Source organism: Pantoea leporis, assembly GCF_028048155.1.
Taxonomy (GTDB): domain Bacteria; phylum Pseudomonadota; class Gammaproteobacteria; order Enterobacterales; family Enterobacteriaceae; genus Pantoea; species Pantoea leporis.
Genome location: NZ_JALMEU010000001.1, coordinates 829,193 through 853,098, shown reverse-complemented (window position 1 = coordinate 853,098; position 23,906 = coordinate 829,193). Strand labels below are relative to the sequence as shown.

Sequence of the window (23,906 nt, the reverse complement as noted above, 5' to 3'; positions counted from 1 at the left end):
GATTCACTATGAGTGAAGCAGCAACCTCTTTGCCGCCTGAGGAACATTCGGGCAACCGGCTGAAACCGAGTGTTAAGGCGCGTTGTGCACGACATCCGGGCATGAGCGGCATCCATCCGCTTAACGATGGATTGGACGCTTTTGCTGCGCGCTATCAGTTGATGAGCATGGCGCAGCACACCATTGATGTGCAGTACTACATTTGGCACAACGACATGTCCGGCCGCTTGCTGTTCAGCGCGCTGCTGGACGCCGCCGAGCGCGGGGTGAAAGTGCGATTGCTGCTGGATGACAATAACACGCCGGGTTTGGATGAGACGCTGGCGGAACTCGATCGCCACGCCAATATCGCGGTGCGCCTGTTTAATCCGTTCTCGTTCCGCACGCTGCGCGCGCTCGGTTATCTCACCGATTTTTCCCGCCTCAATCGACGTATGCACAATAAGAGCCTGACAGTGGATGGCGCAGCGACGCTGGTGGGCGGGCGCAATATCGGCGACGAATATTTTGGCACCGGCGATGAACCGCTGTTTACCGATCTCGATGTCCTGGCGATTGGTCCGGTGGTCGACGAAGTGACGCAGGATTTCGAACGCTACTGGCGCAGTAAAGCGGTATCGCCGCTGCGCAAGGTGGTTGATGTGAGCGGCGATGCGCATCAGGCGGTGCGCTTGCCACAAGAGTGGCAGCAGAGTGAAGCGGTGGAGCGCTATCTGGCACGGTTGGAGCACTCGTCGTTTATCAGCCAGATGGAGCAGGGCGAGTTGGAGATGACGTGGGCGGAATCGCGCCTGCTGAGTGATGATCCGCGTAAAGGGCTCGGCAAAGCAAAACGCCGCAGTTTACTGCCGCAGCGCATGCTAGAGGTCATCGGCACGCCGCAGCAGCAGTTCGATATTATCTCGGCCTATTTTGTCCCGACGCGATCTGGCGTGGCGCAGCTGCTGGCATTGAAGCGGCGCGGGGTGAAGATTGCCATCCTTACCAATTCGCTGGCGGCCAATGACGTCACGGTGGTGCACGCCGGTTATGCGCGCTGGCGCAAAAAACTGCTGCGCCACGGCATCGCGCTGTATGAACTGAAGCCGCAGGACAATCCGCAAACCGCGCCACACGATCGCGGTATCACCGGTAATTCAGGTTCCAGTTTGCATGCCAAAACCTTCACCGTGGACAATCGAAAAGTGTTTATCGGCTCGTTCAATTTCGATCCGCGTTCCGCCATGCTGAACACCGAAATGGGGTTGGTGATTGAGAGTGAAGCCCTGGCGCAGCAAACGCATCAGCGCTTTATTGCCGGGATGCGCGATCGCGCCTGGACGCTACGTCTGGATAAGTGGGGACGCGTCAATTGGGTCGAGTTTGCTAACGAGCAGGGCGAAGTGGTGCACAAACATGAACCGCAATGCACGCTGCTGCAGCGCTTGCTGGTGCGACTGGTGTGGCGCTTGCCGGTTGAGTGGTTGCTTTAGATAAAAAGGGCCAGCTTAGCGGGCCCTTTTTTCATTTGCGTTGCGGCTTACCGGAGAACAGGAAGCGCAGCAGCGGAATGCGCAGATGGATTTCATACAGCGTAAACGCCACGCCAAATACCATCAGTAAGCCGACGAAGAAGCCGAGCGTGTTGTTGCCGATGTGCGGCGTGATGTAGATGCCGTACAAAATGGTCAGCGGATGGTGTACCAGATAGATAAACAGCGAGGCATTCACCAGATACATGATGCGCGGCGAATGGCTGTTCAGCAGCTTATGGCCGAAGCTAAAACAGACGTTTAGCATGCACAATCCCATCAGCGTCGAAATGATCATATCGATTTCATACAGCCAACCTTCACCACTGCTATAGCGCTGATTCAGGCTATAGGCGATGAATACCGCGATAGCGCCAAAGCACATCACCGGATTAAAGCGCACAAACAACGCTTTCAGCGCCTGATGCTTCCAGCTCAACGCACCCAGCATAAAGAACGGCAGGAACATCAACGTTTGCATCACGGCAATGCTGAACAGGCCATCGGCAAACACGGCCGGAACGAAATAAAACAGCACGCGGCGGAACGCACACCAAATTAAGGCATAAGTCAGTAGTGCCAGCGTCAATTTACCCCAGCCAATTTGCTGATAATCGATGCTGCGCTGCTGCTTATTCAGCCAGCGAAACGCCACCATACCGAACGTGGTCAGAATCACCAGTACCAATAAAAACCACAGATGAGATATCAGCTCCCACGCCAGCGTGTTGTACTTGTCGTACAGCGAGAAACTGTTCCAGTCGCCGATTTTATCGGTGAGATTTTTGGTGATGAAAAACTGCGGCAAGGTAATCAGCGGCACGGCAGTCAACATCGGGATGCCGACACGCTCCAGACGCACTTTCAACCAGCGCTGCGGCTGGTAGCGTAAGTAGAGCATGTAGGAAAAATAGCCTGAAATAACAAAGAACACCTGCATGCGGAAGGCGTGAATAAAGTCGTTTAGCACCGTCAACCACATTGAGGCGTCATGGCTGTTCACGGCCCATTTCTGCGTGGAGTAAATCAGAGAGACGTGAAAAGGCACGCCTAATAACATTAAATACGCGCGAATCGAATCGAGGAAATATTCACGTTCGGGTTTAGCTGAACTCATAATCTTCCAATAGTCAGTTTACTTGCCGGTTTCGCCCTGAAACCGGATTATGCCGAAGGAAAATTCTACCGGCTGTAAACAGGGTATACTATCAGGTGAATCTGTATGTGATTTTGCGGGGTTTAATTATCCTAAAAGCACATTTTCAGCTTACAAATCAGCGGAACAATCTATTACATACGCTGTCGGAAAACCGAATAATCCTTTAAGATAATCGGGTTTGATCTAAGCACACGAAAGGGGGGGATGTGCTGAATAATGTGAATAATAAAGTGGGACTGGTAAAGATGCGCTGGGTAGGCGCGGCAGTTCTGCTGGCTATGTATGCCAACAATAGTTGGGCGTTTAACATTGATGATGTTGCAAAACAAGCCAAGGCGTTGGCAGGGAAAAGTTTCGAAGCGCCAAAAAGCAATTTACCCTCTCAGTTTCGTGAAATGAAGTTTGCTGACTATCAGCAGATCCAGTTTAACCACGACAAAGCTTATTGGGGCAAACTGCGCACGCCGTTTAAGCTTGAGTTCTATCATCAGGGCATGTATTTCGATACGCCGGTGAAAATCAATGAAGTGACGGCGTCTTCAGTACGTGAAATTAAATATAACCCTGACTACTTCAATTTCGGCAACGTAAAACACGATGCTGATGCAGTCAAAAACCTCGGCTTTGCTGGGTTTAAGGTGTTGTATCCTCTGAATAAAAAGGGCAAAGACGACGAGATCACCAGCTTCCTCGGCGCCAGCTATTTCCGTGTGATTGGCGAGGGCCAGGTGTACGGTCTTTCGGCACGTGGACTGGCGATTGATACCGCCTTGCCGTCGGGCGAAGAGTTCCCGCGCTTTAAAGAGTTCTGGATTGAGCGTCCAAAACCGCAGGACAAACAGCTGGTGATCTATGCGCTGCTGGATTCGCCACGCGCGTCCGGTGCCTATCGTTTCATCATCAAACCGGGCAAAGAATCGACGGTTGATGTGCAATCCAAAGTTTATCTGCGTGATAACGTCGGCAAACTGGGCGTTGCGCCACTGACCAGTATGTTCCTGTTTGGTGCAAACCAGCCTTCGCCAGTGACCAACTTCCGTTCAGAGCTGCACGATTCGAATGGTCTTTCGATTCATGCCGGTAACGGTGAGTGGATTTGGCGTCCGCTAAATAACCCGAAACATCTGGCGGTCAGCACCTTTACCGTAGAGAACCCGAAAGGTTTTGGTCTGCTGCAGCGCACGCGTGATTTCAGCCGTTTCCAGGATCTCGACGATCGCTATGACCTGCGCCCTAGTGGCTGGGTTGAGCCGCAGGGTGATTGGGGTAAAGGCCGTGTTGAACTGGTCGAGATTCCAACTGCCGATGAAACCAACGACAACATCGTTGCGTTCTGGACGCCGGAAAAACTGCCAGAGCCGGGCAAAGAGATGAACTTCCAGTATCGTCTGCACTTCACCCGTGACGAGAATCAGCTGCACACAGACGATATCGCCTGGGTAAAAGACACGCTGCGCTCTGCCGGTGATGTGAAGCAGTCGAATCTGGTGCGTCAGCCGGATGGTTCAATCGCCTTCACCATTGATTTCGTTGGCAAAGCGATGAGCAAGCTGCCGGAAGATACGCAAGTGGCGCCGCAGGTGAGCGTGGGTAACAACGCTGACGTGGTTGAGCAGAGTGTGCGCTACAACCCGGTGACCAAAGGCTGGCGTCTGGTGTTGCGTCTGCGAGTGAAAGATAACAAGCAGCCGACTGAGATGCGTGCGGCGCTGGTGAGCGGCGACAAGACATTGACGGAAACCTGGAGCTATCAGCTACCTGCCAATGAATAAATCGATATTTCTACCTCAATCTTACGTGGAGGCTCTGCCGCTTGATGCGGCAGGGCGCGCCCGTCTCAGCGATTCGCTGCAGAATGCGCAGGCGTTCCACGCTATTCATACGTCGCTGGGGCAAGATAACGCCGCCAGCGAGCGCCCGGATGATGCACCGCTGAAATCGGTGTCATCCCGTGTGCAAATGGCCTGGCCGGACTCACTGGCGGATGGTCAGCAGCTCAGCAAGGATTATCTCGATCGCACCACACTGAAGGCGATGCCGAAAGTGAAGCGTTCGCTGATGTTCCCGGAGATCTGGCGTACCAACCCGATTGCGCGCGCCTGGGATTCCCTGCGCGGCCAGAAATCCACTCCACGCTATGCCACCGTTGAAGAGCAGAAAAACGAGGACAAGTGGCGCCACGTTGGCTCCATGCGTCGTTACGTACTGCTGATTCTGACGATTCTGCAGACCGTGGTGGCAACCTGGTACATGAAAACCATTCTGCCGTATCAGGGCTGGACGCTGATCGATCCTATCGAGATGTTCAACCAGAACTGGCTGCAGTCGGTTGAGCTGATCCTGCCGTACATCCTGCAGACTGGGATTCTGTTCCTGTTCGCCATCCTGTTCTGCTGGGTTTCTGCCGGTTTCTGGACTGCGCTGATGGGCTTCCTGCAGCTGCTGATCGGTCGCGATAAATACAGTATTTCGTATTCGACAACCGGCGATGAGCCACTGAATCCGGAACACCGTACTGCGCTGATCATGCCGATCTGTAATGAAGATGTAGAACGCGTGTTTGCTGGCCTGCGTGCGACCTGGGAATCGGTCAAACGAACTGGCAATGCCGAACACTTCGACGTCTACATTCTGAGCGACAGCTACGATGCCGATATTGCCATCGCCGAGCAAAAAGCCTGGATGGAGCTGGTGCGTGATGTCGGTGGCGCCGGCAAGATTTTCTATCGTCGTCGTCGTCGTCGTGTGAAGCGTAAAAGCGGCAACATCGATGACTTCTGCCGTCGCTGGGGCAGCAACTACAGCTACATGGTGGTGCTGGACGCCGACAGCGTAATGAGCGGTGAGTGTCTTACCGGTTTAGTGCGCATGATGGATGCTAACCCGAACGCCGGTATTATCCAGTCTTCGCCGAAAGCGTCAGGCATGGATACGCTGTATGCGCGTTGCCAGCAGTTTGCTACCCGTGTGTACGGTCCGCTGTTCACCGCTGGTTTGCACTTCTGGCAGTTGGGTGAATCACACTATTGGGGCCATAACGCCATCATTCGTGTGCAACCGTTTATCGAGCACTGTGCGCTGGCACCGCTGCCGGGTGAAGGTTCCTTCGCGGGTTCGATCCTGTCGCATGACTTCGTTGAAGCCGCGCTGATGCGTCGTGCCGGTTGGGGGGTGTGGATCGCCTACGATCTGCCAGGCTCCTATGAAGAACTGCCGCCGAACCTGCTGGATGAGCTGAAGCGTGACCGTCGCTGGTGCCACGGTAACCTGATGAACTTCCGTCTGTTCCTGGTAAAAGGGATGCATCCGGTTCACCGTGCGGTGTTCCTGACGGGCGTAATGTCCTATCTTTCTGCGCCGTTGTGGTTCATGTTCCTCGCGCTTTCTACTGCCTTGCAGGTGGTGCACACGCTGATGGAACCGACTTACTTCCTGCAACCACGCCAGCTGTTCCCGGTGTGGCCGCAGTGGCGTCCCGACTTGGCGATAGCCTTGTTCTCAACTACGCTGGTGCTGCTGTTCCTGCCGAAACTGTTGAGCGTGGTGCTGATTTGGTTCAAGGGAGCGAAACCTTATGGTGGCGCCATCCGCTTGTTCTTCTCGCTGATTCTGGAGATGCTGTTCTCAGTGCTGCTGGCGCCGGTGCGCATGCTGTTCCACACCGTGTTTGTGGTCAGCGCGTTCCTTGGCTGGGAAGTGGTGTGGAACTCGCCGCAGCGTGATGATGATGCGACGCCGTGGAGCGAAGCTTTCCGTCGTCATGGTTCACAGATGCTGTTGGGTCTGGTGTGGGCGGGCGGTATGGGCTTCCTCGATCTGAACTTCCTGTGGTGGCTGTCGCCGATCGTCGTCTCGCTGATCCTGTCGCCGTTTGTATCGGTGATGTCGAGCCGTGCAACGGTAGGGCAGAAGAGTAAGAACGCCAAACTGTTCCTGATCCCGGAAGAGTATGAGCCACCTAAAGAGCTGGTTGATACCGATCACTATCTGCAGATCAATCGTCAACGCGCGCTGAAAAATGGCTTTATGCATGCACTGTTTAACCCGGCGTTTAACGCGCTGGCGACGGCGATGGCAACATCGCGTCATAAGCAGAGCGATTTACTGGATCATGCGCGTGACCGTCGTGTCGATCAGGCACTGAGCGATGCGCCAGAGAAACTGAATCGCGAGCAGCGTTTGCAGCTGATTAGCGATCCGGTGGTGCTGGCTCGTGTGCACTCACGCCTGTGGGAAAGCGCGGACAAATATCATCAGTGGGTGGAAAGCTATCAGAAGCTGAAGCTCAATCCAGAGGCGCTGCCACAGCGCTGAGGATGAGAAAGTAGAAAGCGGCAGAAATGCCGCTTTTTTTTCGCCAGAAATATGACGCAATCTTTACGTGTTAAGGAGTGGTCATCGTCCCTGCGAGATGGTTAAACTAACGCCAGTTCATTGTGAGTAAATGTTGTGAATTATTTCCTGAAAATAACCGCGCTCAGCGCCGCCATTCTTCTGCTTACCGGTTGTGGCAGTATCATCAGCCGCACCTTTCCCGGACAAGGTCACGGCAACCAATATTATCCCGGCGTGCAGTGGGACGTTCGTGACGGACCGTGGCGCGTGCTAACCATTATCGATTTGCCGCTGTCGCTGGTGATGGACACGCTGTTACTGCCCGTCGATGCCAGTCACGGTCCGTACGAATAAACGTTATTACAGGTTGTCAGAAGGGCTGTTGTCGTCTTCCCACTCTTGTGCCGCCGCTTCGCCCTCTTCAAGGTCACGCGGTGGTTCCAGCTGGAACTCGCCGTCATCCCATTCGTGCAGCGTATTTTCCGCCTGCCACTCCTGACGCAGTTCGACTTCATCAAAATTGCCATCAAAGATGGCTTGTGCGGCGTCTCCACTGGAGATCGGCAGGCATTCACCCTGACCATCCTCTTCAGCGAAAAATTCGGCCTGCCACATAATGTCGCCATCTTGCATCACGTACTTCTGCAGGGCGAACTGGCTTACGCTGGCATCTTCTTCAGCGATCTCTGGTTGGCTGGCGAGGAACTCTTCACGAGCGGCTTCAATGGCTTCTTCAAGGGTGGTAAACAGGCTCATCATCAACTCCATGTCTGTAAAAAAGGGATTTCACAGAAGGATAGACGAAAAATCGTGAAGTGCAGGGCGGAGAGGAAATATCAGTTGGGCGGTTGCGTGAAATTCAACCGCCCAACCGGTCAGGCTATTTTCTGCGGGAAATGCAATACCGGGCGTACTGATTCGTGAATAATTGGAGCAGAGTAACGAATACAACATTTAATACAGGGCTTAACCTTTTTAAAATTAATACGCGCGGTTGATAATGCCTGATTTAAATTATATAGAGTGCCAATAAATACCATGTCCTCCTTTACGGGTAAGCGTTTGCACTCTTTCCGATGCAGAAGATGATAACCTTCCTGATCGGTACTGATCGTCACGTAGTAGTAGATACCTTTATTCATATTATATTGTCCTGAGATATATTTGCTGTGTGTAATCTTTTTATATTTTTTAAAAGTGAACGGGTGAAGCTAAGTGCTGTAATCGAAATTAACTGGATTCGATTTTACGAACCAATTCCATAAAGTTATAAGCGAAGCGATTATTTTAACGAAAAGGAATATGGGGTTTTTTAATCAGACAATACCTTGTTTAGTAAGTTAATTTTACTTCATTGATAAGTGATGCCGAAGGATTTAGCAATATTAAATAGGAATAGCCCTAGAAGTCGTAGAAATCAGGTCCGAAACGCTAAACTTTGGTGAATAAATATTAATGGGTGACAATTCCGCGAATCCTGCATCAACGAAGAATTTGGCTGCTGCGGCGCAAGGAAAGGTTAATTTTACGTCAACATTGCGTGCTGAAGAAAAGTGATGTCTGATTAAATGCGGCGCTAAGCCAACTATCAGCCTAAGTTCAGGCTGGCACGGCTCACTAATAAATTACCGCATGTGATCGCGCCAAAAGGCAAATTAGTGCATATAAACAGCGGAGCACACAGGGTGCCCCGACCAATATTAATAAACCGATGGTTCGCCTTGCGGACGCGTTTTAAAGCGGCGATGCAGCCACATGTATTGCTCTGGAGCCAGTAGCACCGTCTCTTCCACCACTTTATTCATCACCACAGCGGTATCAAGTTCAGATTCCAGCGTAAATTTGTCGCGGATATCTGGCATCATTTTCAGCTCATAGCCGCGCGCGTTCGGCAGACGTCGCGCCAGGAACGGCACCACGCTTGGGTTTGCCAGACGAATCAGCATATGGGTGCCGGTGGTGGTCGCCGCATCCTGAACCGCGAAGAATGGCGCAAACACGCTGCTGCGCGGGCCATAATCATGATCCGGTGCATACCAGATAATGTCGTTGTTCTTCATGGCGCGAATCATGCCTTTCAGATCTTTGCGGTCCAGCATGCTTTTATTAGAGCGCATCCGGCCCCAGGTTTGCAGCCAGTCGATCAACTTGTTGTCGTTGGGACGATACACGCCAATGCCTGGGTTGTGCATACCAAATACCCGCGCTCCCAACTCCAGAGTCAGAAAGTGCATACCAATTAATAATATGCCGCGCTTCTCTGCCAGCGCGTTAGTCACGTGCTCCAGTCCGCTGGTGGTGACCCATTTACGAATACGCCAGTCCGGCCAGAACCACGCCATCCCGGTTTCAATCAGCCCCATGCCTACCGATTCGAAGTTGTGCTTTACCATCGCGTCGCGTTCATTGGTCGGCATAGTGGGGAAGCACACTTCAAGATTACGCTGCGCCACTTCAACGCGCCGCTTCATAAAGCGCATGGCAACGCGACCCAATCCGCAGCCAATTGCATGCAGTACCGGATAGGGCAACAGCACCAGCAGATAAAGAAAGCCAATGCCGAGCCAGGTCAGCCAATAGCGTGGATAGAAGAGTTCACGGGTGAGTTGGGGGAGTTGAGTCATGGAAATGTCAGTATCCTGCGTCTTATGCCAGAGAGTCCGGTTTCTGTAATTTTTTGTCATTATGCCATTTTTTCATTCTGGCTGAAATCAAGCATAGACCGAGGACGGCTTTCCGACAGCAGGTATGCGCACGAAAACGCAATTGTGGCGCACAAATGCGTGTGTAATTTCAGCTGGCAGGCTTATCAAACCAAAATTTTTGTATCAGGCAGAATTCGGGTATCATACGCGCGCTAAATTTCTCTGATTGCTAACAGGACGAACACCATGCCAGTGTTACATAACCTTGTTTCCAATAAAGAGCTGAAGGAACGTATGTTGGCGGAAACCGAACCACGTACCACAGTCTCTTTTTATAAATACTTCCAGATTGCCGATCCTAAAGCCTTCCGTGATGCCCTCTACGTTGAGTTAACCAAACTCAAGGTGTTTGGTCGCGTCTATGTTGCGCATGAAGGCATCAACGCACAAATCAGTGTGCCCGCCAGCCGCTACGAAAAGATGAAGGCCGCTTTGTATGCCTTTGATGCGGCGCTAAATAACTTGCGCATGAACATTGCGCTGGATGATGACGGTAAATCTTTTTGGGTGCTGCGCCTGAAAGTGCGTGAACGCATTGTAGCGGATGGGATTGAAGACAATAGCTTTGATGCCAGCGATGTGGGTGCTTACCTGAAAGCCGCGGACGTTAATGCAATGCTCGACGATCCGGATGCGCTGTTTGTGGATATGCGTAACCACTACGAATATGAAGTGGGGCGCTTCGATAACGCCATGGAAGTGCCGGCCGATACCTTCCGCGATCAACTGCCGATGGCCGTTGATATGCTGCAGGATCAGAAAGACAAAAAGATTGTCATGTACTGTACCGGTGGCATTCGTTGTGAAAAGGCCAGCGCCTGGATGAAGCACAACGGCTTCAAAGATGTTTATCACATCGAAGGCGGGATTATTGAATACACCCGTCGGGCGCGCGAACAGGGCTTACCGGTGCGTTTCAAGGGCAAAAACTTTGTCTTTGACGAGCGCATGGGCGAGCGTATTTCCGACGATATTCTTTCCAGCTGTCATCAGTGCGGCACGCCTTGCGATAGCCACACCAACTGCATCAATGATGGCTGTCATTTGCTGTTTATTCAGTGCCCAAGCTGCGCTGAAAAGTACAACAACTGCTGCAGCCCAATCTGCATGGAAGAGTCAACGTTGTCGCCAGAGGAGCAGCGCGCACGCCGTGCGGGCCGTGAAAATGGCAACAAAGTGTTCAACAAATCACGTGGTTTGCTGAACATGACGATGGCGATTCCGGCGCCAGATAAAAAATAAGCGTCAAACAGCCTTAGGTCAGCGGACTTCAGGCTGTATTTCGTTTACTTACGCACGCCTTCCACTGAAATAATCAGTTCAGCTTTCTGCGATGCCGGGCCAAGATCTTTGCTGATGTTGAACTCTTTGAGCACGATCTCACCGCTGGCTTCAAATCCTGCACGGTAGCCGCCCCACGGATCTTTGCCTTCACCGATCAATTTTGCATCCAGCGTGACGGGCTTGGTCACGCCATTCAGCGTCAGGTCACCGGTGATCTTGTAATCTTTACCCTCTTTCTTCACGGCGGTAGAAGCAAAGGTTGCCTGCGGGAACTTACCGGTGTTGAGGAAATCCGCGCTGCGCAGGTGTTTATCGCGCTCAGCATGGTTGGTATCGAGGCTGTTGGTGTTGATGGTCACGTCGACTTTATCTGCCGCAGGATTGGCTTCATCAAAAGTGAAGCTGCCATCAAAGTCTTTAAAGGTGCCGTACAACCAGCTGTAGCCCAGGTGCTGAATGCGGAACTGCACAAACGCGTGCTGGCCTTCCTTATCAAATTTGTAATCAGCCGCGCTGGCCGTCAGGCTGGCGCTCAATAATCCGGCCGCTGCTACTGCCAATAATGTCTTCTTTAGCATGTTACTTTTCCTTTTCAGAGATTAACGGGATGCGGTAACCCAACATCCTTTTCAGTGTCACATCACGGTCGATAAAATGGTGTTTCAGGGCTGCCAGCGCGTGCAGTGCTGAGATCAGCACCAAACCCCACGCCAGCCAAAGATGAATGTCACCCGCCAGATCCGCTTGTTGCGCGGCACCGCTGAACAGGGCGGGAACCGCGAACCAGCCAAATACGGAGATCGGTTTGCCATCGGCGGTGGAGATGAGATAACCGGTGAACAGCAGCACCAACAGTAAGCCGTATAACAGCCAGTGCGCGGCGGTAGCGCTGCGTCGTACGGCGGGCGAATAACTCGCCAACGGTTTGGGCGGCGGTGAAATAAAACGCCAGCCGAGGCGCAGCAGCAGCGCAGCGAACAGCAGAATGCCGATGCCTTTATGAATTTCGGGCGCATCGTGATACCAGCCATCGTAATAGCCCAATCCGACCATCCACAAACCCAGCGCGAACATGCCGTAAATAACCAGCGCCATAAGCCAATGCAATAAAATCGAGACAGCGCCGAAATGCTGTGTGGAATTACGCCACATTAAAATCACCTGGAATGAAATAAGTGGTAATGAGCATCTACATTTTGCAATGAAAGATCAATTAACCTTACTTTTCTATAAAGTTGAAAATCATCTTCGGAATAAATGAGGATTTAATTAAAACTCAGTCAGAATAATTGAAGGGACAGCTTAAAAGGCGGGTCTTATTGCGAAGTATTGCATATTCACTACACCAAATGCGGCATAGCGCTGCGCTGAATGTTGATATAGGTAATTAACTGTCAGTTTGTGTCAATTTCGCCGGCACAGGATTAGTACCGGCAAGTATGGTTTAGTTAAATCGCGCGAGCGAGAAAGGCGCAATATCGAAAGAGAACGGTTTGTTCTGCGCAAATTCACTGGCAAGTTCACCCAGCACGCTGGCGAATTTGAAACCGTGTCCGCTTAAGCCGGTGATGATCAGACGATTAGGTTCGCCCGGTAGCGTATCGATAATGAAATCTTCGTCCGGCGTATTGTCGTAGCTGCAGGCTTCGCCATGCAAACAGACGCCCACGCCCGGCAGGAATTTACGCAGGAAGCTAAAAGATTCGTTGCCGTCTACCGCGATGCTGCCAAAAGGTTTGCGATCGGCTGGCGTTTGCATCAGCTGCCCGCCATCGTGACGTCCCACTTTCAGCGCGTTGTTATCCGCCGGGAAGCCGTAAAAGTGGCTGCCATCGCTCATCTCCACGGTAAAGCCAGGGAATTTATTGTTCTCGCTGTAGCGACCATCTGCCTGATACCAGGCGAAAACTTTGCGCACGGGCGCAACCGGCAGATCGGCGACCAACTGGCTCACCCAGGTACCGGCGCTGACCAACAGTTTACGCGCGCGGAAAATGCCATCGCTGGTGGTGACTTGCTGCAGATCGCCGTCGCGCCCTATCTCTGTCACCGGACAGTTAAACAGCTGCGCGCAACCGGCCTGTTCCGCCAGCTGCACCCAGCTGCGCACCGCTTGCTCACATTTGAGGAAGCCGGAGTTGGGTTCGTACACGCCGATGTAGCCATCCGGCACCGTGAACTGCGGCCAGCGCGCGCGCACTTCATCGGCTTGCAGGATTTTCACATCCAGCTGCCACGCTCTCGCGCTATCGATAACATTTTGAATAAAGGAGGAGGTGATGGGCGCTAAGTTGAGGATGCCGCTGCGATGCATGATGCGCTCGCCGCTCTGGCGTTCCAGCTCATCCCAGAGTGTCTGTGCGCGTAGCACCAGCGGCACGTAGCGTTCACCTTCACCATACGCATGGCGAATCAGGCGGGTTTCCCCATGATGTGTGCCCTGGCTGTGCGGCGGATGGGCGCTATCAATCATCAGCACCGATAAGCCAGCCTGCGTGGCGTAAAACCCGGCTGCTGCGCCGACCGAACCGCTTCCCACCACAATCAGATCATAAACCATAACGACATCACTCCAGCAAAACGGTTAAATTTTTCAACAGCATATCAAAAGAGAGCGCCCATGAAAAAGGCACCCTGTTGGGTGCCCTTTCACGCGATAGTAGAAATTAATGCTTTTGATTGTCGCGTAGGTACTGCTCGGTAGACTCTATTTTTGCAATGCCAGCTTCGAGTAGAGAGATGAACTGTCTGGCTACGTCGGTAGTCAGCCAGTAGGTCGGACCCACGTCAGCTTCTTCTTCTTTCTGCCCCTGCGAGGAGAGCGAGTGCAGGCGAATCATCATGGCGTCATAACTGTCTACGGTGCTGATGTCCCATCCTACCAACGGATGAGTCTGGATGACGTCTTTATTTCTGTCCATTATAACCTCCGTATTACTCGTTAAACGAAGTGCTTCTTGAGGTTCAATGCGGCTGTATCGTGCACTAGCGAAACAATTATAACATGAAATAGCGGGTACAATAGTTAAAAGGTATGACGAACCTAAACAGAGTAAAAATAAACGCGGTTAATATTGCCGTTTAATCGAATAATAAAATGCCCACAGCATCAGGCATTTTATTGGAATTATTACTGGCAACACTGACGAAGTTATCGGCTTTTATAAGGAAAAACTTTAGGCTGAAAAAGGGGGCACGTTTATGAGTGTGGCTCGACCGGCAGCAGGCCGTGACGTTTCTGAATCTCTTCCGCCAGCCGGGTAAAATGCTGCTGTAACTGCTCGTCATGGTTCTGGTTTTGCGCTTCCAGCGTCAGGTTGTGGACCAGCAACTGATTGGCGCGATCGTCGAGACAGAAGGTCAAGGTGGCAAACGCATTTTCTAATACGGTTAAGCGGCGCTGTTGCTCAGCAATAAATGCCAGCAATTCTCCGAAGGTCATCGCCTCTTCTGGTTTTTCAGTAGTCATGTAAAACACCTCCTGTAAGCATGACGAGGCAAGAATAGGGGATCGTTTAACATGAGTCTAGATGCAGGAAGTTTTTCTGGCGAGAGGGAAATAAAAACAAAAAAGCCGGATAGCGATACCCGGCAAAAACGGCACAGTGGCAGTTAATCGTTATTGAACCAGTCGTCAGCGCTTTCCCAGGTTTCTTGTAACAGTTCGCTAATGCGTTCGCGTGACTCTTTACAGCCACCAAACACGCTGAGTTGGTTGCCGCCGGCATAACGCACTTTGACGTGATGATCGTCGTCGGGGAAATCCTGCGTAATGCGACGAACCAGTTCGACGCTGAGTGCATCCAGTGCACCCGCAGGAAGGGGCGAAGTTTTTGCTACGGTAATTTCAACACGCATAGAAGCCTCCGGGATAATATACTGTTTATTTGTACAGTATAAATTTCCCGAAGGCAAGCAGCAGATCATTATTCTTTGATGCGCCAGTTCAGCGTTTCACCAGCAAGGAAAGGCACCAGCGTGTCATCTGCCAGCGCAATGCTCTCTTCAACCTGCCAGGATTCTCGCACCAGCGTCAGCGTGCCTTCATTCAGCGGCAGACCGTAGAAGTTCGCGCCGTTCTCCGAGCAGAAGGCTTCGAAATGTTCCAGCGCATTCAGCTCCTCAAACACTGTGGCGTACGCCGGCAATGAGGTCGGCGCATTAAACACGCCGGCGCAGCCACAGCTGGCTTCCTTGAGGTGACGCAGATGTGGCGCGGTATCGGTACCGAGGAATACGCGACGATTCCCGCTGGCAACCAGCTTGCGCAGCGCTTCCTGATGGATATTGCGCTTCAGAATCGGCAGGCAGTAAAGATGCGGACGCACGCCGCCCACCAGCATGTGGTTACGGTTGAACATCAGGTGCTGTGGCGTAATGGTGGCGCCCAGCAGATCATTACCGGCTGCCAGATACTCCGCCGCTTCTTTCGTGGTGATGTGCTCCATCACCACTTTCAGCGCCGGGAACTGTTTACGCAGCGGTTCCAACACGGTTTCAATAAAGCGCGCTTCGCGATCAAAAATATCGATGTGAGAATCGGTCACTTCGCCGTGCACCAGCATTGGCATGCCGATCTGCTGCATGCGATCCAGCACCTTAGCGATGGCGGCGATGTTGGTCACGCCGTGGCTGGAGTTGGTGGTGGCGTGCGCAGGATAGAGTTTGGCGGCGGTAAAAGTGCCGTCACGGAAGCCGCGCTCGATCTCATCGGGATCAAGTGAATCGGTGAGATAGCAGGTCATCAGCGGAGTAAAAGCGTGCTCAGCAGGTAACGCAGCCATGATGCGCTCGCGATACGCCACGGCAGCGGCCACGCTGATAACCGGTGGAACCAGGTTTGGCATGACAATCGCACGACCATTTACTGCGCTGGTATAAGGCAGTACGGCGTTGAGCATCGCGCCATCGCGCAGATGGATGTGCCAGTCGTCAGGGCGGCGGATGGTAATGTGCTGAGGTTGGGCTGTCATTCAAAAAGACTCCGGCTGAGAAGAAAACGAGAGGCACGTTTAGGCCGGGGAGTAATCATAAGGATGTGGGCAACCGTTTGCACGGGATTTTATTGTGACAAACAAAAACCGCACCGGAAGGTGCGGTTGCGCGGATTAATCTGTAAACGGAATCACCAATTGGCCCGGTTTCACTTCAATTCCTTTAGCAAGTTTCTTCGCCAGCGCTTCGCCTTTGCTGCGGTCTGCACTCAGCACATAAGCAGGTCTCTCATTAAAGTAGCGCTTCAGCGACTCATTGAGATATGGCGTGAGAGTTTTCATGATCGATGCCATTTTCTCCGGCTGCACCTGCGCATTGACAATCTCCATGTCATGCAGATAAATCGCGCCTTCCTGTGCGTTGTAAACCGGCTGCGCCTTCATCTTCAGCAGCATTTCGGCCTGCTGCGGACCAAACAGCGAGCTGACATTGATATTGGCTTTACCCGAGAGCGTTATTTTGCCGGGTTCTTCACGGCCAATCTGGCTGTTGAGATCGCTCAGCACAATGTGCGCATTCACCAGCCCGGAAACGCCGATATCTTTTTCGAAGTTATTGCGCTTTTGCAGCGCCTGATTCACTTCCTGTTCGCTGATGGTGTATTGCGTCAATTGGTTACAGCCGCTGAGTAGCACGGCAAAAAGCAGAGCGAAAAGCCCGGTAAACGCCTTTTTCATATTGTCCTCATCCTGATCGAAACGGCAAAACAGCGATAGCCTGCCTGAATCAGCGGCATGTGTCACCAGGAGAGAGATGAGAAGCGCCGCAGCGCCTCTCAGGGATGAAGATTATGCGGCGATGGAGGAGAGCAGATTAACCTGGGTTTGTTTCGCCATGTTGTCGCGATAATCGGCAACGCGGCTTGGCCATTCAATGCCGTTGACCAGCGTTAAGGAGCGCAGCAGCGGGAAAAGATGAATATCATCTTCCGACAGTTCGCCATTTACCGCATTGGGTTTGACGATCAGCTTGTCGAGCTGACGCAGATCGTCGCTGATGTTTTTGATTAAGCCCGGCGCGTGTTTACGCAACTCGCTGAAATCGCCCACGCTGGCCTGCTTCTTCTCGCTGAAGTAGCTACGCGCTTCCGGCGTAGCGAATTCGGCGAAGGAGGCATCGGCGATGCGCGGCAGCAGCAGCTTATTGACGTAGCCATTCACGTGGCGCAGCCAGTCGCTGATCGCAGGATTGCTTTTGCCATTGAGCAGCGGTTGGTGATCGTATTTATCTACCAGGCGCACAATATCCATACTTTCCGGTACAGCGCTGCCGTCGGCCTGTTGCAGAATCGGCGCCATTTTCTGGCCGATCAATTTTTTCGGCGTTTGCTCGTCGTCATTTAGCATAACGATGAGTTCTAATGGCAGATTTTTTAAGCCGAAAATCATGCGTGCTTTGACGCAGAAAGGGCAGTGATCGTAGATGTAGAGTTTCATCCCGTTTCTCCTGTGGTTCTAAGGGTGACGGAGGTCACCCTTTTTTCGGACGTGCGGGAAGTATGGAAGAGATCTTTGGCGGGGGCAAATTAGCTGCTGAAAATCGCTGGCGCCACCGAACGCGGCTGGAACTGCCACCAAAGCGCCAAAAGGGTAATCATGCCAACGCTGCTCAGCAGCATCCACGGCAGTTCCGGCAGCGCCCATTGCTGGCCCATATCGAACATCCAGCCGCCGCCGGAGTAGCCGATCAAGCCGCCAATCGCGAGGCCGAGTCGGCTGAAGCCCATATAGCTGCCGCGCGCACGTGAACTGGCCAGCGAAGCGCTGAGCGTTTCTCGCGCCGGTTCCGCGATGATTGAGCCCAGATAAAAGAGGGCGATCAGCATAAACAGCGACGGCAGCGAATCGGTCATGCCAACCGGCAGCAGGCTGAACGTCATCAGGAACAAGCCGGCCATCAAACGCGTTTCGAGGCGGAAGCGTTTTTCGCTCCAGCGCGCCAGCGGATAGAGCAGGCTTAATGACAGCAGCGCTTCAATCGCGTACATCCACTTCACCGCAGCAGGCGCCCCGGCCACCTGATTCACCATCACCGGCAGCATCAACATCACCTGCACGGCGAGAATGTAGTAGCCGGTCAATGTCAGCACGTACAGGCGAAAAGGCTTGTCCTGCCAGACGCGTTGCATCCCTTCACGCATCGCAATGCGTTCGGTTGAGATGCGCCACGCCGGTAACCAAACGGCGTTAAACAGCGCAGCAGTGACAAATACCGCCGCGCCAACCCAGCACACCAGACGGAAATCCCACGCCAGCAGCCAGCTACCAATCAGCGCACCCAGCACCGCACCGGCGCTGTCTTGCATCATCAGCAGGGAGAAGAAGCGGCCGCGATCGCGTGCGCGCACCAGTTTCATCACCAGCGCGCTGCGTGGCGGATCAAACAGCGTGCCGCCAAGACCGGAAAGCAAACAGGCAAACCACAGCAGCCAGGGTTCATGCGCCAGCGCCATGCAGGCAAAACCCGCCGCGCGCATCAGCATGCCGGTGACGATCAGCGGACGCGCGCCAAAACGGTCGGCAATCGCACCGCCGAAGATGCCGAATCCCTGCTGGACGAACTGGCGCAAGCCAAGCGCAATACCGACCATCAACGCGGCCCAGCCCAGCTGTTCGACAAAATGGATGGAAATGAGGGGAAACACCACGAAAAAGCCCATCACAACCAGCATGTTATCCACTAAAAGAAATGTTTTACCGAGGCGTCGTGCCCGCGCAACCCGAGACATGCCAATTCCTGAGCAAATGAGAGGAGATAAGAGACCAATTGGTCTATCTTCCGCCTGCTCAGCGGCGAAAAACAGCTTTCTCAGGATGATATTTTTTCATCGATTCCACAGAAATATTAATCCTAAATCAGGATGAATCCTGAGGAACGCGTTCAAGGGTTTTACCGCAAGCGGGGTGACGGTTATAGTGAGAAGTATCGCCGCTGGCGTACATCTTTCTTAAGTTATGGATTTCAGGAGTCATGATGTTTGGCTATCGTTCTGCTGGCCCACGCGTGCGCCTCACTACCGATCGCTTAGTGGTGCGTTTAGTACACGAACGCGATGCCTGGCGATTAGCGGATTATTACGCTGAAAATCGTGCGTTTCTCAAGCCGTGGGAACCGGTGCGCGACGAGAGCCATTGTTATCCTTCGGGCTGGCAAGCGCGCCTCGGACTGATCGCCGACATGCATAAACAGGGCTCAGCCTACTATTTTGTGCTGATGGACCCGGAAGAGACCGAAGTGCGTGGTGTGGCGAATTACAGCAACGTGCTGCGCGGATCGTTTCACGCCTGCTATCTCGGCTATTCACTGGGCGAGAAGTGGCAAGGTCAGGGACTGATGTTTGAAGCGCTCACTACCACCCTTCGCTATATGCAACGCCAGCAACGTATTCACCGCATAATGGCTAATTATATGCCGCACAATCAGCGCAGTGGCGATCTGCTGGCGCGTCTTGGTTTTGAAAAAGAGGGTTACGCCAAAGATTACTTGCTGATCGATGGGCGCTGGCAGGATCATGTACTCACCGCGTTGACCTGCCGGGAGTGGACCCCGGATCGTCGTGGACAATAATAAGGGATCACCTCAATGAAAATGGCCTTATCCGCGCAGGCATTGCGCGTGATTGGATGCCTGCTGGAGAAGCAGGTCACCACGCCGGATCAATATCCGCTCTCACTTAATGGCGTTGTCACCGCCTGTAATCAGAAATCCAACCGCGAACCGGTGCTCAATCTCAGCGAGATGGAGGTGCAAGCGCAGCTTGATGAGCTGGTGAAAAAGCATCTGGTGACCGCCAATAACGGCTCCGGTCAACGCGTCAGCAAGTATGAACAGCGCTTCTGCAATTCCGCTTTCGGCAATCTGCAGTTGAATAGCGCTGAAGTCGCCGTGCTGACGCTGCTGTCCCTGCGCGGTGCACAGACGCCGGGCGAACTGCGCACCCGCAGCGGTCGTCTGCATGAATTCAGCGATATGAATGAAGTCGAGCAGACGCTTATCGGTTTAAGCACGCGCGAGGATGGCCCAATGGTGGTGCGACTGGCGCGCGAACCGGGCAAACGTGAAAGCCGCTATATGCATCTTTTTGGTGGCGAAGTAGAGGAAGACGCGGCCAGCGCAGAAAGTGTCAGTGACAACGGCGATTTAACCGCGCGTGTCGCGCAACGTGAAGAAACGGTTGCTGAGTTGCAGTCGCAACTGCAACAGCTGCTGCAAAAGGAGCACTAATATGACGCTGCGTATTGGCATTGTAGGATTGGGCGGTATCGCGCAGAAAGCATGGCTGCCGGTTTTATCGCAAGCCAGCGGCTGGCAATTAGCGGGTGCGTTTTCGCCCAATCAGGCAAAGGCGCAACCGATCTGCGATAGCTATCGCATACCTTATTTTGGTCAACTGGATGCGCTGGCCGCCGCCAGTGATGCGGTGTTTGTTCACAGCAGCACCGCCAGCCATTACGAAGTGGTTAAAGCGCTGCTGCAGGCGGGCAAAGATGTGTGCGTCGATAAACCGTTAGCCGAAACGCTGCAACAGGCCGAAGCGCTGGTGGCGCTGGCGGACAAGCAGAAGCGCAAGCTGATGGTGGCATTTAACCGCCGCTTTGCGCCGCGTTATCAGCAGCTGAAAAGTGACATGTCACGCGCCGCCTCGCTGCGCATTGAAAAGCACCGCGCGGATAGCGTGGGTCCACAGGATTTGCGTTTTACCCTGCTGGACGATTATCTGCACGTGGTGGACACCGCGCTGTGGCTGGCGGGCGGCAGCCTGACGCGCGAGCTGGGACATATCGAGACCAATGATGATGGCGCGATGCTGTACGCCGAACACCATTTCTCCGCTGGATCGCTGCAAATCACCACCAGCATGCATCGTCGCGCCGGGACGCAACGCGAAGTCGTCAGCGCCATCTGCGACGGTGATTACATCGAAATTAACGAGATGCGCGACTGGCAGCAGGAAAACCGCGGCGGCATGGTGCGTGATGTGCCGCCCGCGTGGCAAAGCCACCTTACTCAGCGCGGTTTCAGCGGCGCAGCGCACCATTTCATTCAGTGTGTTGAAAATCAGACGATGCCTGAAACCAGTGGCGAACAGGCGCTGGCGGCGCAGCGTCTGGTGGAAAAATTGTGGCGCGATGCCGAACGTGAATAATTCCTTGTAACACTCAATGCTGGTCATTTCCCGCCGTGGCAGTAGACTATCGCCGGACATCACGGGATGTCCGCGCTAAGTCGCTCATTTCTCCGACACTTTTCAGGATGCGCCACTCAATATGAATTTGTTGAAATCGCTGGCTGCGGTCAGTTCGATGACCTTGTTTTCCCGCGTACTGGGCTTTGCCCGCGATGCCATTGTGGCGCGCGTTTTCGGCGCAGGAATGGCAACCGATGCCTTCTTTGTTGCCTTCAAACTGCCGAACCTGCTGCGCCGTATCTTCGCTGAAGGCGCGTTTTCTCAGGCGTTCGTGCCGATCCTCGCGGAATATAAAAGCAAGCAGGGTGAAGATGCCACGCGCGTGTTTGTCGCTTACGTCTCCGGATTACTGACGCTGGTGCTGGCGGTGGTGACCGTGTTAGGGATGATCGCTGCGCCCTGGGTTATTGTGGTGACGGCGCCAGGCTTTGCCGATACCGCCGATAAATTTGCCTTAACCAGCGCGCTGCTGCGCGTCACCTTTCCCTATATTTTGCTGATCTCGCTGGCCTCGCTGGCGGGCGCGATCCTCAATACCTGGAACCGGTTTTCCGTGCCGGCGTTTGCGCCGACGCTGCTGAACATCAGCATGATTGGTTTTGCTGTCTTCGCTGCGCCGCATTTTAATCCGCCGGTGATGGCGCTGGCGTGGGCCGTGGTGGTCGGCGGCGTGTTGCAGCTGTTCTATCAGCTGCCGCACCTGAAGAAGATTGGCATGCTGGTTTTACCGCGTTTGAATCTGCGCGATGCGGGCGTGTGGCGCGTAATGCGTCAAATGGGGCCGGCGATCCTCGGCGTGTCGGTGAGCCAGATTTCACTGATCATCAACACCATTTTCGCCTCCTTTTTGGTTTCCGGTTCGGTTTCGTGGATGTACTACGCCGATCGCCTGATGGAGTTTCCTTCCGGCGTGCTGGGCGTGGCTCTGGGCACCATTTTGCTGCCCTCGCTGGCGAAGAGTTTTGCCAGCGGTAATCAGGAAGAGTATTCACGGTTGATGGATTGGGGCCTGCGTCTATGCTTCCTGCTGGCGTTGCCGAGCGCAGTGGCGTTGGGCATTTTGTCCGGGCCGCTGACGGTCGCGCTGTTCCAGTACGGCAAGTTCACCGCGTTTGATGCCCTGATGACGCAGCGCGCGCTGATTGCCTATTCAGTGGGTTTGATGGGGCTGATCGTGGTGAAAGTGCTGGCACCCGGCTTCTATTCTCGTCAGGACATTAAAACTCCGGTGAAAATTGCCATCGTGACACTGATTGTGACGCAGCTGATGAACCTGGCGTTTATCGGCCCGCTCAAACATGCCGGTTTGTCGCTGTCGATCGGTCTGGCCGCTTGCCTGAATGCGGCGCTGCTGTACTGGCAACTGCGTAAGCAGGATATCTTCCAGCCGCAGCCTGGCTGGTTCAGTTTCCTGACCCGTTTGCTGATTGCCGTAGTGGTAATGGCCGCAGCACTGTTTGGCATTCTGCAGGTGATGCCGGCTTGGGAAGAGGGGCAGATGTGGTGGCGCCTGATTCGTCTGGCGGCGGTTTGCGCCATTGGCGGCGGCGCATACTTTGTGATGCTTGGTCTGCTCGGCTTCCGCCCGCGCGACTTCGCGCGCCGCACGCTGGTTTAAAGTCCGCACTCTCTTAATGGACATGCAGCGTCTGCCGCTGCGTAAGGGCAATCCGCAGCGCTGAAGCGTAAACGGTGGGCCAGGAGAGACCCGCATGGATGCGGGGCTCAGTTCGGGCCGGGCAGGAAGCCCGATCCCGAACGGTCCGTCGGCACAACGTTGAAGCTGAAGGTACCGCGTAAGCGGCGCGAGGACCGCCCGGCAGCGGCAGATGCTGTAGGTCCCGCACACAACAAAAAGGCCGCCATCCCAAAAGATAGCAGCCTCTTCAAACCCACATTTTCTACCCTTTACGACTTAGCGTCGCCTGACCTTTACCCAAACCATCCGGGCCATAAAACGCCTGGGTTTGGTGGGGTCGCAACACCGCCAATGCTTCATTGGTGTAGCCAATTTGATGCTGCAACAAAATCCCGTTATGCGTATTGGCATCGCGCAAGCGGCGCGTGTGCTGCTGAATACGCATCCAGCGGCTTTCGCGATCGCTGTGATCACCATAGGGCGCCTGCGTGCCGAGTGTTTTCTCGGTGGTGCGGCGCATCTCGTCCAGATAATTCAACGTCGTCAGCAGCGCGCTTTTATCTTCAGAAATACGCTGCAGCAGGTTGCCATTGATCTGGCCGGCAGAAAGTTGCTGTTGTTCTTCATCCATTACCACCGCAAGGGATGTCAGCACGTCCTGCATTTTGTCTAAGGTGATCAGCAGATGGTCCATTGGGATTAGTTACCCTCTAAATACGCCTTGGTATCGGCGATCAGCGCGTCGGCGATCTTACCGGTATCCATTTTCAATTCGCCATTACGAATGGCCGTCTTCAGCTGCTCAACGCGCGCTGTATTGATATCTTTGCTGCCAGGCTGCATCAGTTGCGCCTGCGCGGTACTTAACTTCACTTCCGCACCGCTTTCGCTGGTGGTGCTGGCTGCGGGCGTCGCGCTCTGACGCACTTTGCTGCTGTTATCGTTATTGTCGCGTGTTTGAACAGTGCTAACCGGATTCGTAGGCTGCGTTCTGTCGATGCTCATGGTAAGGCTCCTGTAAGGTCAGTTGGGGGTCAGCCAACTGAGTCAGCATAGGGTAATGTCTTTGTTGATATCTCTATCGGCAGAA

25 protein-coding genes are annotated in these 23,906 nt (G+C 53.6%); 9 read left to right on the top strand and 16 right to left on the bottom strand.

Annotation, left to right across the window (positions count from 1 at the left end):
• Nucleotides 1-8: 8 nt before the first annotated feature.
• Nucleotides 9-1,472, top strand: coding sequence for a phospholipase D-like domain-containing protein (locus MWH02_RS04025; RefSeq protein WP_271459938.1), 1,464 nt, complete (start codon nucleotides 9-11; stop codon nucleotides 1,470-1,472).
• 31 nt (nucleotides 1,473-1,503) lie between these two features.
• Here MWH02_RS04025 and mdoC read toward each other — a convergent pair whose 3' ends face one another.
• Nucleotides 1,504-2,628 (bottom strand): glucans biosynthesis protein MdoC, encoded by a 1,125-nt coding sequence (gene mdoC, locus MWH02_RS04020; protein WP_101760871.1) that lies wholly within the window; start codon nucleotides 2,626-2,628, stop codon nucleotides 1,504-1,506.
• A 278-nt stretch (nucleotides 2,629-2,906) separates the two neighbouring features.
• Here mdoC and MWH02_RS04015 point away from each other — a divergent pair, with 278 nt between their 5' ends.
• The 3 genes from MWH02_RS04015 to MWH02_RS04005 all read left to right on the top strand — a co-directional run bounded on the left by MWH02_RS04015 (nucleotide 2,907) and on the right by MWH02_RS04005 (nucleotide 7,359).
• Nucleotides 2,907-4,442, top strand: a complete 1,536-nt coding sequence (locus tag MWH02_RS04015) for a glucan biosynthesis protein G (RefSeq protein WP_206098190.1) — start codon at nucleotides 2,907-2,909, stop codon at nucleotides 4,440-4,442.
• The gene (gene mdoH / locus MWH02_RS04010; protein ID WP_101760869.1) at nucleotides 4,435-6,984 is read left to right on the top strand and encodes a glucans biosynthesis glucosyltransferase MdoH; all 2,550 of its coding nucleotides are present in this window, start codon (nucleotides 4,435-4,437) and stop codon (nucleotides 6,982-6,984) included. The genes MWH02_RS04015 and mdoH overlap by 8 nt, the downstream gene beginning before the upstream one ends.
• A gap of 135 nt (nucleotides 6,985-7,119) precedes the next feature.
• On the top strand, nucleotides 7,120-7,359 hold the full coding sequence (locus MWH02_RS04005) for a YceK/YidQ family lipoprotein (RefSeq protein ID WP_110865906.1): 240 nt from the start codon (nucleotides 7,120-7,122) through the stop codon (nucleotides 7,357-7,359).
• Between the two features lie 6 nt (nucleotides 7,360-7,365).
• Here the strand turns inward: MWH02_RS04005 and MWH02_RS04000 are convergent, their stop codons facing one another.
• From MWH02_RS04000 to MWH02_RS03995, 3 genes are all read right to left on the bottom strand, one after another.
• A complete protein-coding gene (locus tag MWH02_RS04000) occupies nucleotides 7,366-7,761 on the bottom strand; it encodes a MysB family protein (protein WP_271460177.1) in 396 nt (131 codons plus the stop codon).
• 119 nt (nucleotides 7,762-7,880) lie between these two features.
• Nucleotides 7,881-8,147 carry a hypothetical protein gene (locus tag MWH02_RS23085; protein WP_008103132.1) on the bottom strand — a complete coding sequence of 89 codons (267 nt, stop codon included), beginning with the start codon at nucleotides 8,145-8,147 and terminating at the stop codon, nucleotides 7,881-7,883.
• 558 nt (nucleotides 8,148-8,705) lie between these two features.
• Nucleotides 8,706-9,629, bottom strand: a complete 924-nt coding sequence (locus tag MWH02_RS03995) for a Kdo(2)-lipid IV(A) acyltransferase (protein WP_101760866.1) — start codon at nucleotides 9,627-9,629, stop codon at nucleotides 8,706-8,708.
• Between the two features lie 267 nt (nucleotides 9,630-9,896).
• Between MWH02_RS03995 and trhO the strand changes: the two genes are divergently transcribed.
• Nucleotides 9,897-10,952 (top strand): oxygen-dependent tRNA uridine(34) hydroxylase TrhO, encoded by a 1,056-nt coding sequence (trhO, locus tag MWH02_RS03990; protein WP_101760865.1) that lies wholly within the window; start codon nucleotides 9,897-9,899, stop codon nucleotides 10,950-10,952.
• 44 nt (nucleotides 10,953-10,996) lie between these two features.
• Here the strand turns inward: trhO and MWH02_RS03985 are convergent, their stop codons facing one another.
• The 10 genes from MWH02_RS03985 to mdtH form a co-directional block, all read right to left on the bottom strand.
• Complete coding sequence (locus MWH02_RS03985; protein ID WP_271459937.1) at nucleotides 10,997-11,572, bottom strand: YceI family protein; 576 nt, start codon at nucleotides 11,570-11,572, stop codon at nucleotides 10,997-10,999.
• 1 nt (nucleotide 11,573) lies between these two features.
• Nucleotides 11,574-12,146 carry a cytochrome b gene (locus MWH02_RS03980; protein ID WP_110865908.1) on the bottom strand — a complete coding sequence of 191 codons (573 nt, stop codon included), beginning with the start codon at nucleotides 12,144-12,146 and terminating at the stop codon, nucleotides 11,574-11,576.
• 292 nt (nucleotides 12,147-12,438) lie between these two features.
• The gene (gene solA / locus MWH02_RS03975; protein WP_271459936.1) at nucleotides 12,439-13,554 is read right to left on the bottom strand and encodes an N-methyl-L-tryptophan oxidase; all 1,116 of its coding nucleotides are present in this window, start codon (nucleotides 13,552-13,554) and stop codon (nucleotides 12,439-12,441) included.
• A gap of 106 nt (nucleotides 13,555-13,660) precedes the next feature.
• On the bottom strand, nucleotides 13,661-13,915 hold the full coding sequence (gene bssS, locus MWH02_RS03970) for a biofilm formation regulator BssS (RefSeq protein ID WP_008103119.1): 255 nt from the start codon (nucleotides 13,913-13,915) through the stop codon (nucleotides 13,661-13,663).
• Nucleotides 13,916-14,193: 278 nt separating this feature from the next.
• Nucleotides 14,194-14,463, bottom strand: a complete 270-nt coding sequence (locus tag MWH02_RS03965; protein WP_101760862.1) for a hypothetical protein — start codon at nucleotides 14,461-14,463, stop codon at nucleotides 14,194-14,196.
• A 143-nt stretch (nucleotides 14,464-14,606) separates the two neighbouring features.
• Nucleotides 14,607-14,852 carry a DNA damage-inducible protein I gene (gene dinI, locus MWH02_RS03960; protein WP_101760861.1) on the bottom strand — a complete coding sequence of 82 codons (246 nt, stop codon included), beginning with the start codon at nucleotides 14,850-14,852 and terminating at the stop codon, nucleotides 14,607-14,609.
• A 68-nt stretch (nucleotides 14,853-14,920) separates the two neighbouring features.
• The gene (gene pyrC / locus MWH02_RS03955; protein WP_101760860.1) at nucleotides 14,921-15,967 is read right to left on the bottom strand and encodes a dihydroorotase; all 1,047 of its coding nucleotides are present in this window, start codon (nucleotides 15,965-15,967) and stop codon (nucleotides 14,921-14,923) included.
• A gap of 135 nt (nucleotides 15,968-16,102) precedes the next feature.
• Complete coding sequence (locus MWH02_RS03950; RefSeq protein WP_176970323.1) at nucleotides 16,103-16,666, bottom strand: lipoprotein; 564 nt, start codon at nucleotides 16,664-16,666, stop codon at nucleotides 16,103-16,105.
• A gap of 111 nt (nucleotides 16,667-16,777) precedes the next feature.
• Complete coding sequence (gene grxB / locus MWH02_RS03945; RefSeq protein ID WP_101760858.1) at nucleotides 16,778-17,425, bottom strand: glutaredoxin 2; 648 nt, start codon at nucleotides 17,423-17,425, stop codon at nucleotides 16,778-16,780.
• A gap of 89 nt (nucleotides 17,426-17,514) precedes the next feature.
• The gene (mdtH, locus tag MWH02_RS03940) at nucleotides 17,515-18,717 is read right to left on the bottom strand and encodes a multidrug efflux MFS transporter MdtH (RefSeq protein WP_271459935.1); all 1,203 of its coding nucleotides are present in this window, start codon (nucleotides 18,715-18,717) and stop codon (nucleotides 17,515-17,517) included.
• A 245-nt stretch (nucleotides 18,718-18,962) separates the two neighbouring features.
• Between mdtH and rimJ the strand changes: the two genes are divergently transcribed.
• The 4 genes from rimJ (at nucleotide 18,963) to murJ (ending at nucleotide 22,795) form a co-directional block, all read left to right on the top strand.
• Complete coding sequence (gene rimJ / locus MWH02_RS03935) at nucleotides 18,963-19,556, top strand: ribosomal protein S5-alanine N-acetyltransferase (RefSeq protein ID WP_101760856.1); 594 nt, start codon at nucleotides 18,963-18,965, stop codon at nucleotides 19,554-19,556.
• Between the two features lie 15 nt (nucleotides 19,557-19,571).
• Nucleotides 19,572-20,213: a DUF480 domain-containing protein gene (locus MWH02_RS03930; protein WP_271459934.1), complete on the top strand. Its 642-nt coding sequence runs from the start codon at nucleotides 19,572-19,574 to the stop codon at nucleotides 20,211-20,213.
• Nucleotide 20,214: 1 nt separating this feature from the next.
• Nucleotides 20,215-21,135 carry a Gfo/Idh/MocA family protein gene (locus MWH02_RS03925; RefSeq protein WP_271459933.1) on the top strand — a complete coding sequence of 307 codons (921 nt, stop codon included), beginning with the start codon at nucleotides 20,215-20,217 and terminating at the stop codon, nucleotides 21,133-21,135.
• Nucleotides 21,136-21,256: 121 nt separating this feature from the next.
• On the top strand, nucleotides 21,257-22,795 hold the full coding sequence (gene murJ / locus MWH02_RS03920; protein WP_101760853.1) for a murein biosynthesis integral membrane protein MurJ: 1,539 nt from the start codon (nucleotides 21,257-21,259) through the stop codon (nucleotides 22,793-22,795).
• 283 nt (nucleotides 22,796-23,078) lie between these two features.
• On the opposite strand, the gene flgN is transcribed toward murJ, so the two are convergent.
• Both flgN and flgM read right to left on the bottom strand, forming a co-directional pair.
• Nucleotides 23,079-23,510 carry a flagellar export chaperone FlgN gene (flgN, locus tag MWH02_RS03915; RefSeq protein ID WP_101760852.1) on the bottom strand — a complete coding sequence of 144 codons (432 nt, stop codon included), beginning with the start codon at nucleotides 23,508-23,510 and terminating at the stop codon, nucleotides 23,079-23,081.
• A gap of 5 nt (nucleotides 23,511-23,515) precedes the next feature.
• Entirely contained in the window at nucleotides 23,516-23,821 is a 306-nt protein-coding gene (flgM, locus tag MWH02_RS03910) for a flagellar biosynthesis anti-sigma factor FlgM (protein WP_101760851.1), read from the bottom strand.
• Nucleotides 23,822-23,906: the final 85 nt, after the last annotated feature.

Excerpts from the sequence above, each read along its gene's own strand:
- MWH02_RS04025 (WP_271459938.1), top strand. The coding sequence starts at position 9 with ATGAGTGAAGCAGCAACCTCTTTGCCGCCTGAGGAACATTCGGGCAAC.
- mdoC (WP_101760871.1), bottom strand. The coding sequence starts at position 2,628 with ATGAGTTCAGCTAAACCCGAACGTGAATATTTCCTCGATTCGATTCGC.
- mdoH (WP_101760869.1), top strand. The coding sequence starts at position 4,435 with ATGAATAAATCGATATTTCTACCTCAATCTTACGTGGAGGCTCTGCCG.
- MWH02_RS04000 (WP_271460177.1), bottom strand. The coding sequence starts at position 7,761 with ATGAGCCTGTTTACCACCCTTGAAGAAGCCATTGAAGCCGCTCGTGAA.
- MWH02_RS23085 (WP_008103132.1), bottom strand. The coding sequence starts at position 8,147 with ATGAATAAAGGTATCTACTACTACGTGACGATCAGTACCGATCAGGAA.
- MWH02_RS03995 (WP_101760866.1), bottom strand. The coding sequence starts at position 9,629 with ATGACTCAACTCCCCCAACTCACCCGTGAACTCTTCTATCCACGCTAT.
- trhO (WP_101760865.1), top strand. The coding sequence starts at position 9,897 with ATGCCAGTGTTACATAACCTTGTTTCCAATAAAGAGCTGAAGGAACGT.
- MWH02_RS03985 (WP_271459937.1), bottom strand. The coding sequence starts at position 11,572 with ATGCTAAAGAAGACATTATTGGCAGTAGCAGCGGCCGGATTATTGAGC.
- MWH02_RS03980 (WP_110865908.1), bottom strand. The coding sequence starts at position 12,146 with ATGTGGCGTAATTCCACACAGCATTTCGGCGCTGTCTCGATTTTATTG.
- solA (WP_271459936.1), bottom strand. The coding sequence starts at position 13,554 with ATGGTTTATGATCTGATTGTGGTGGGAAGCGGTTCGGTCGGCGCAGCA.
- bssS (WP_008103119.1), bottom strand. The coding sequence starts at position 13,915 with ATGGACAGAAATAAAGACGTCATCCAGACTCATCCGTTGGTAGGATGG.
- MWH02_RS03965 (WP_101760862.1), bottom strand. The coding sequence starts at position 14,463 with ATGACTACTGAAAAACCAGAAGAGGCGATGACCTTCGGAGAATTGCTG.
- dinI (WP_101760861.1), bottom strand. The coding sequence starts at position 14,852 with ATGCGTGTTGAAATTACCGTAGCAAAAACTTCGCCCCTTCCTGCGGGT.
- pyrC (WP_101760860.1), bottom strand. The coding sequence starts at position 15,967 with ATGACAGCCCAACCTCAGCACATTACCATCCGCCGCCCTGACGACTGG.
- MWH02_RS03950 (WP_176970323.1), bottom strand. The coding sequence starts at position 16,666 with ATGAAAAAGGCGTTTACCGGGCTTTTCGCTCTGCTTTTTGCCGTGCTA.
- grxB (WP_101760858.1), bottom strand. The coding sequence starts at position 17,425 with ATGAAACTCTACATCTACGATCACTGCCCTTTCTGCGTCAAAGCACGC.
- mdtH (WP_271459935.1), bottom strand. The coding sequence starts at position 18,717 with ATGTCTCGGGTTGCGCGGGCACGACGCCTCGGTAAAACATTTCTTTTA.
- rimJ (WP_101760856.1), top strand. The coding sequence starts at position 18,963 with ATGTTTGGCTATCGTTCTGCTGGCCCACGCGTGCGCCTCACTACCGAT.
- MWH02_RS03930 (WP_271459934.1), top strand. The coding sequence starts at position 19,572 with ATGAAAATGGCCTTATCCGCGCAGGCATTGCGCGTGATTGGATGCCTG.
- MWH02_RS03925 (WP_271459933.1), top strand. The coding sequence starts at position 20,215 with ATGACGCTGCGTATTGGCATTGTAGGATTGGGCGGTATCGCGCAGAAA.
- murJ (WP_101760853.1), top strand. The coding sequence starts at position 21,257 with ATGAATTTGTTGAAATCGCTGGCTGCGGTCAGTTCGATGACCTTGTTT.
- flgN (WP_101760852.1), bottom strand. The coding sequence starts at position 23,510 with ATGGACCATCTGCTGATCACCTTAGACAAAATGCAGGACGTGCTGACA.
- flgM (WP_101760851.1), bottom strand. The coding sequence starts at position 23,821 with ATGAGCATCGACAGAACGCAGCCTACGAATCCGGTTAGCACTGTTCAA.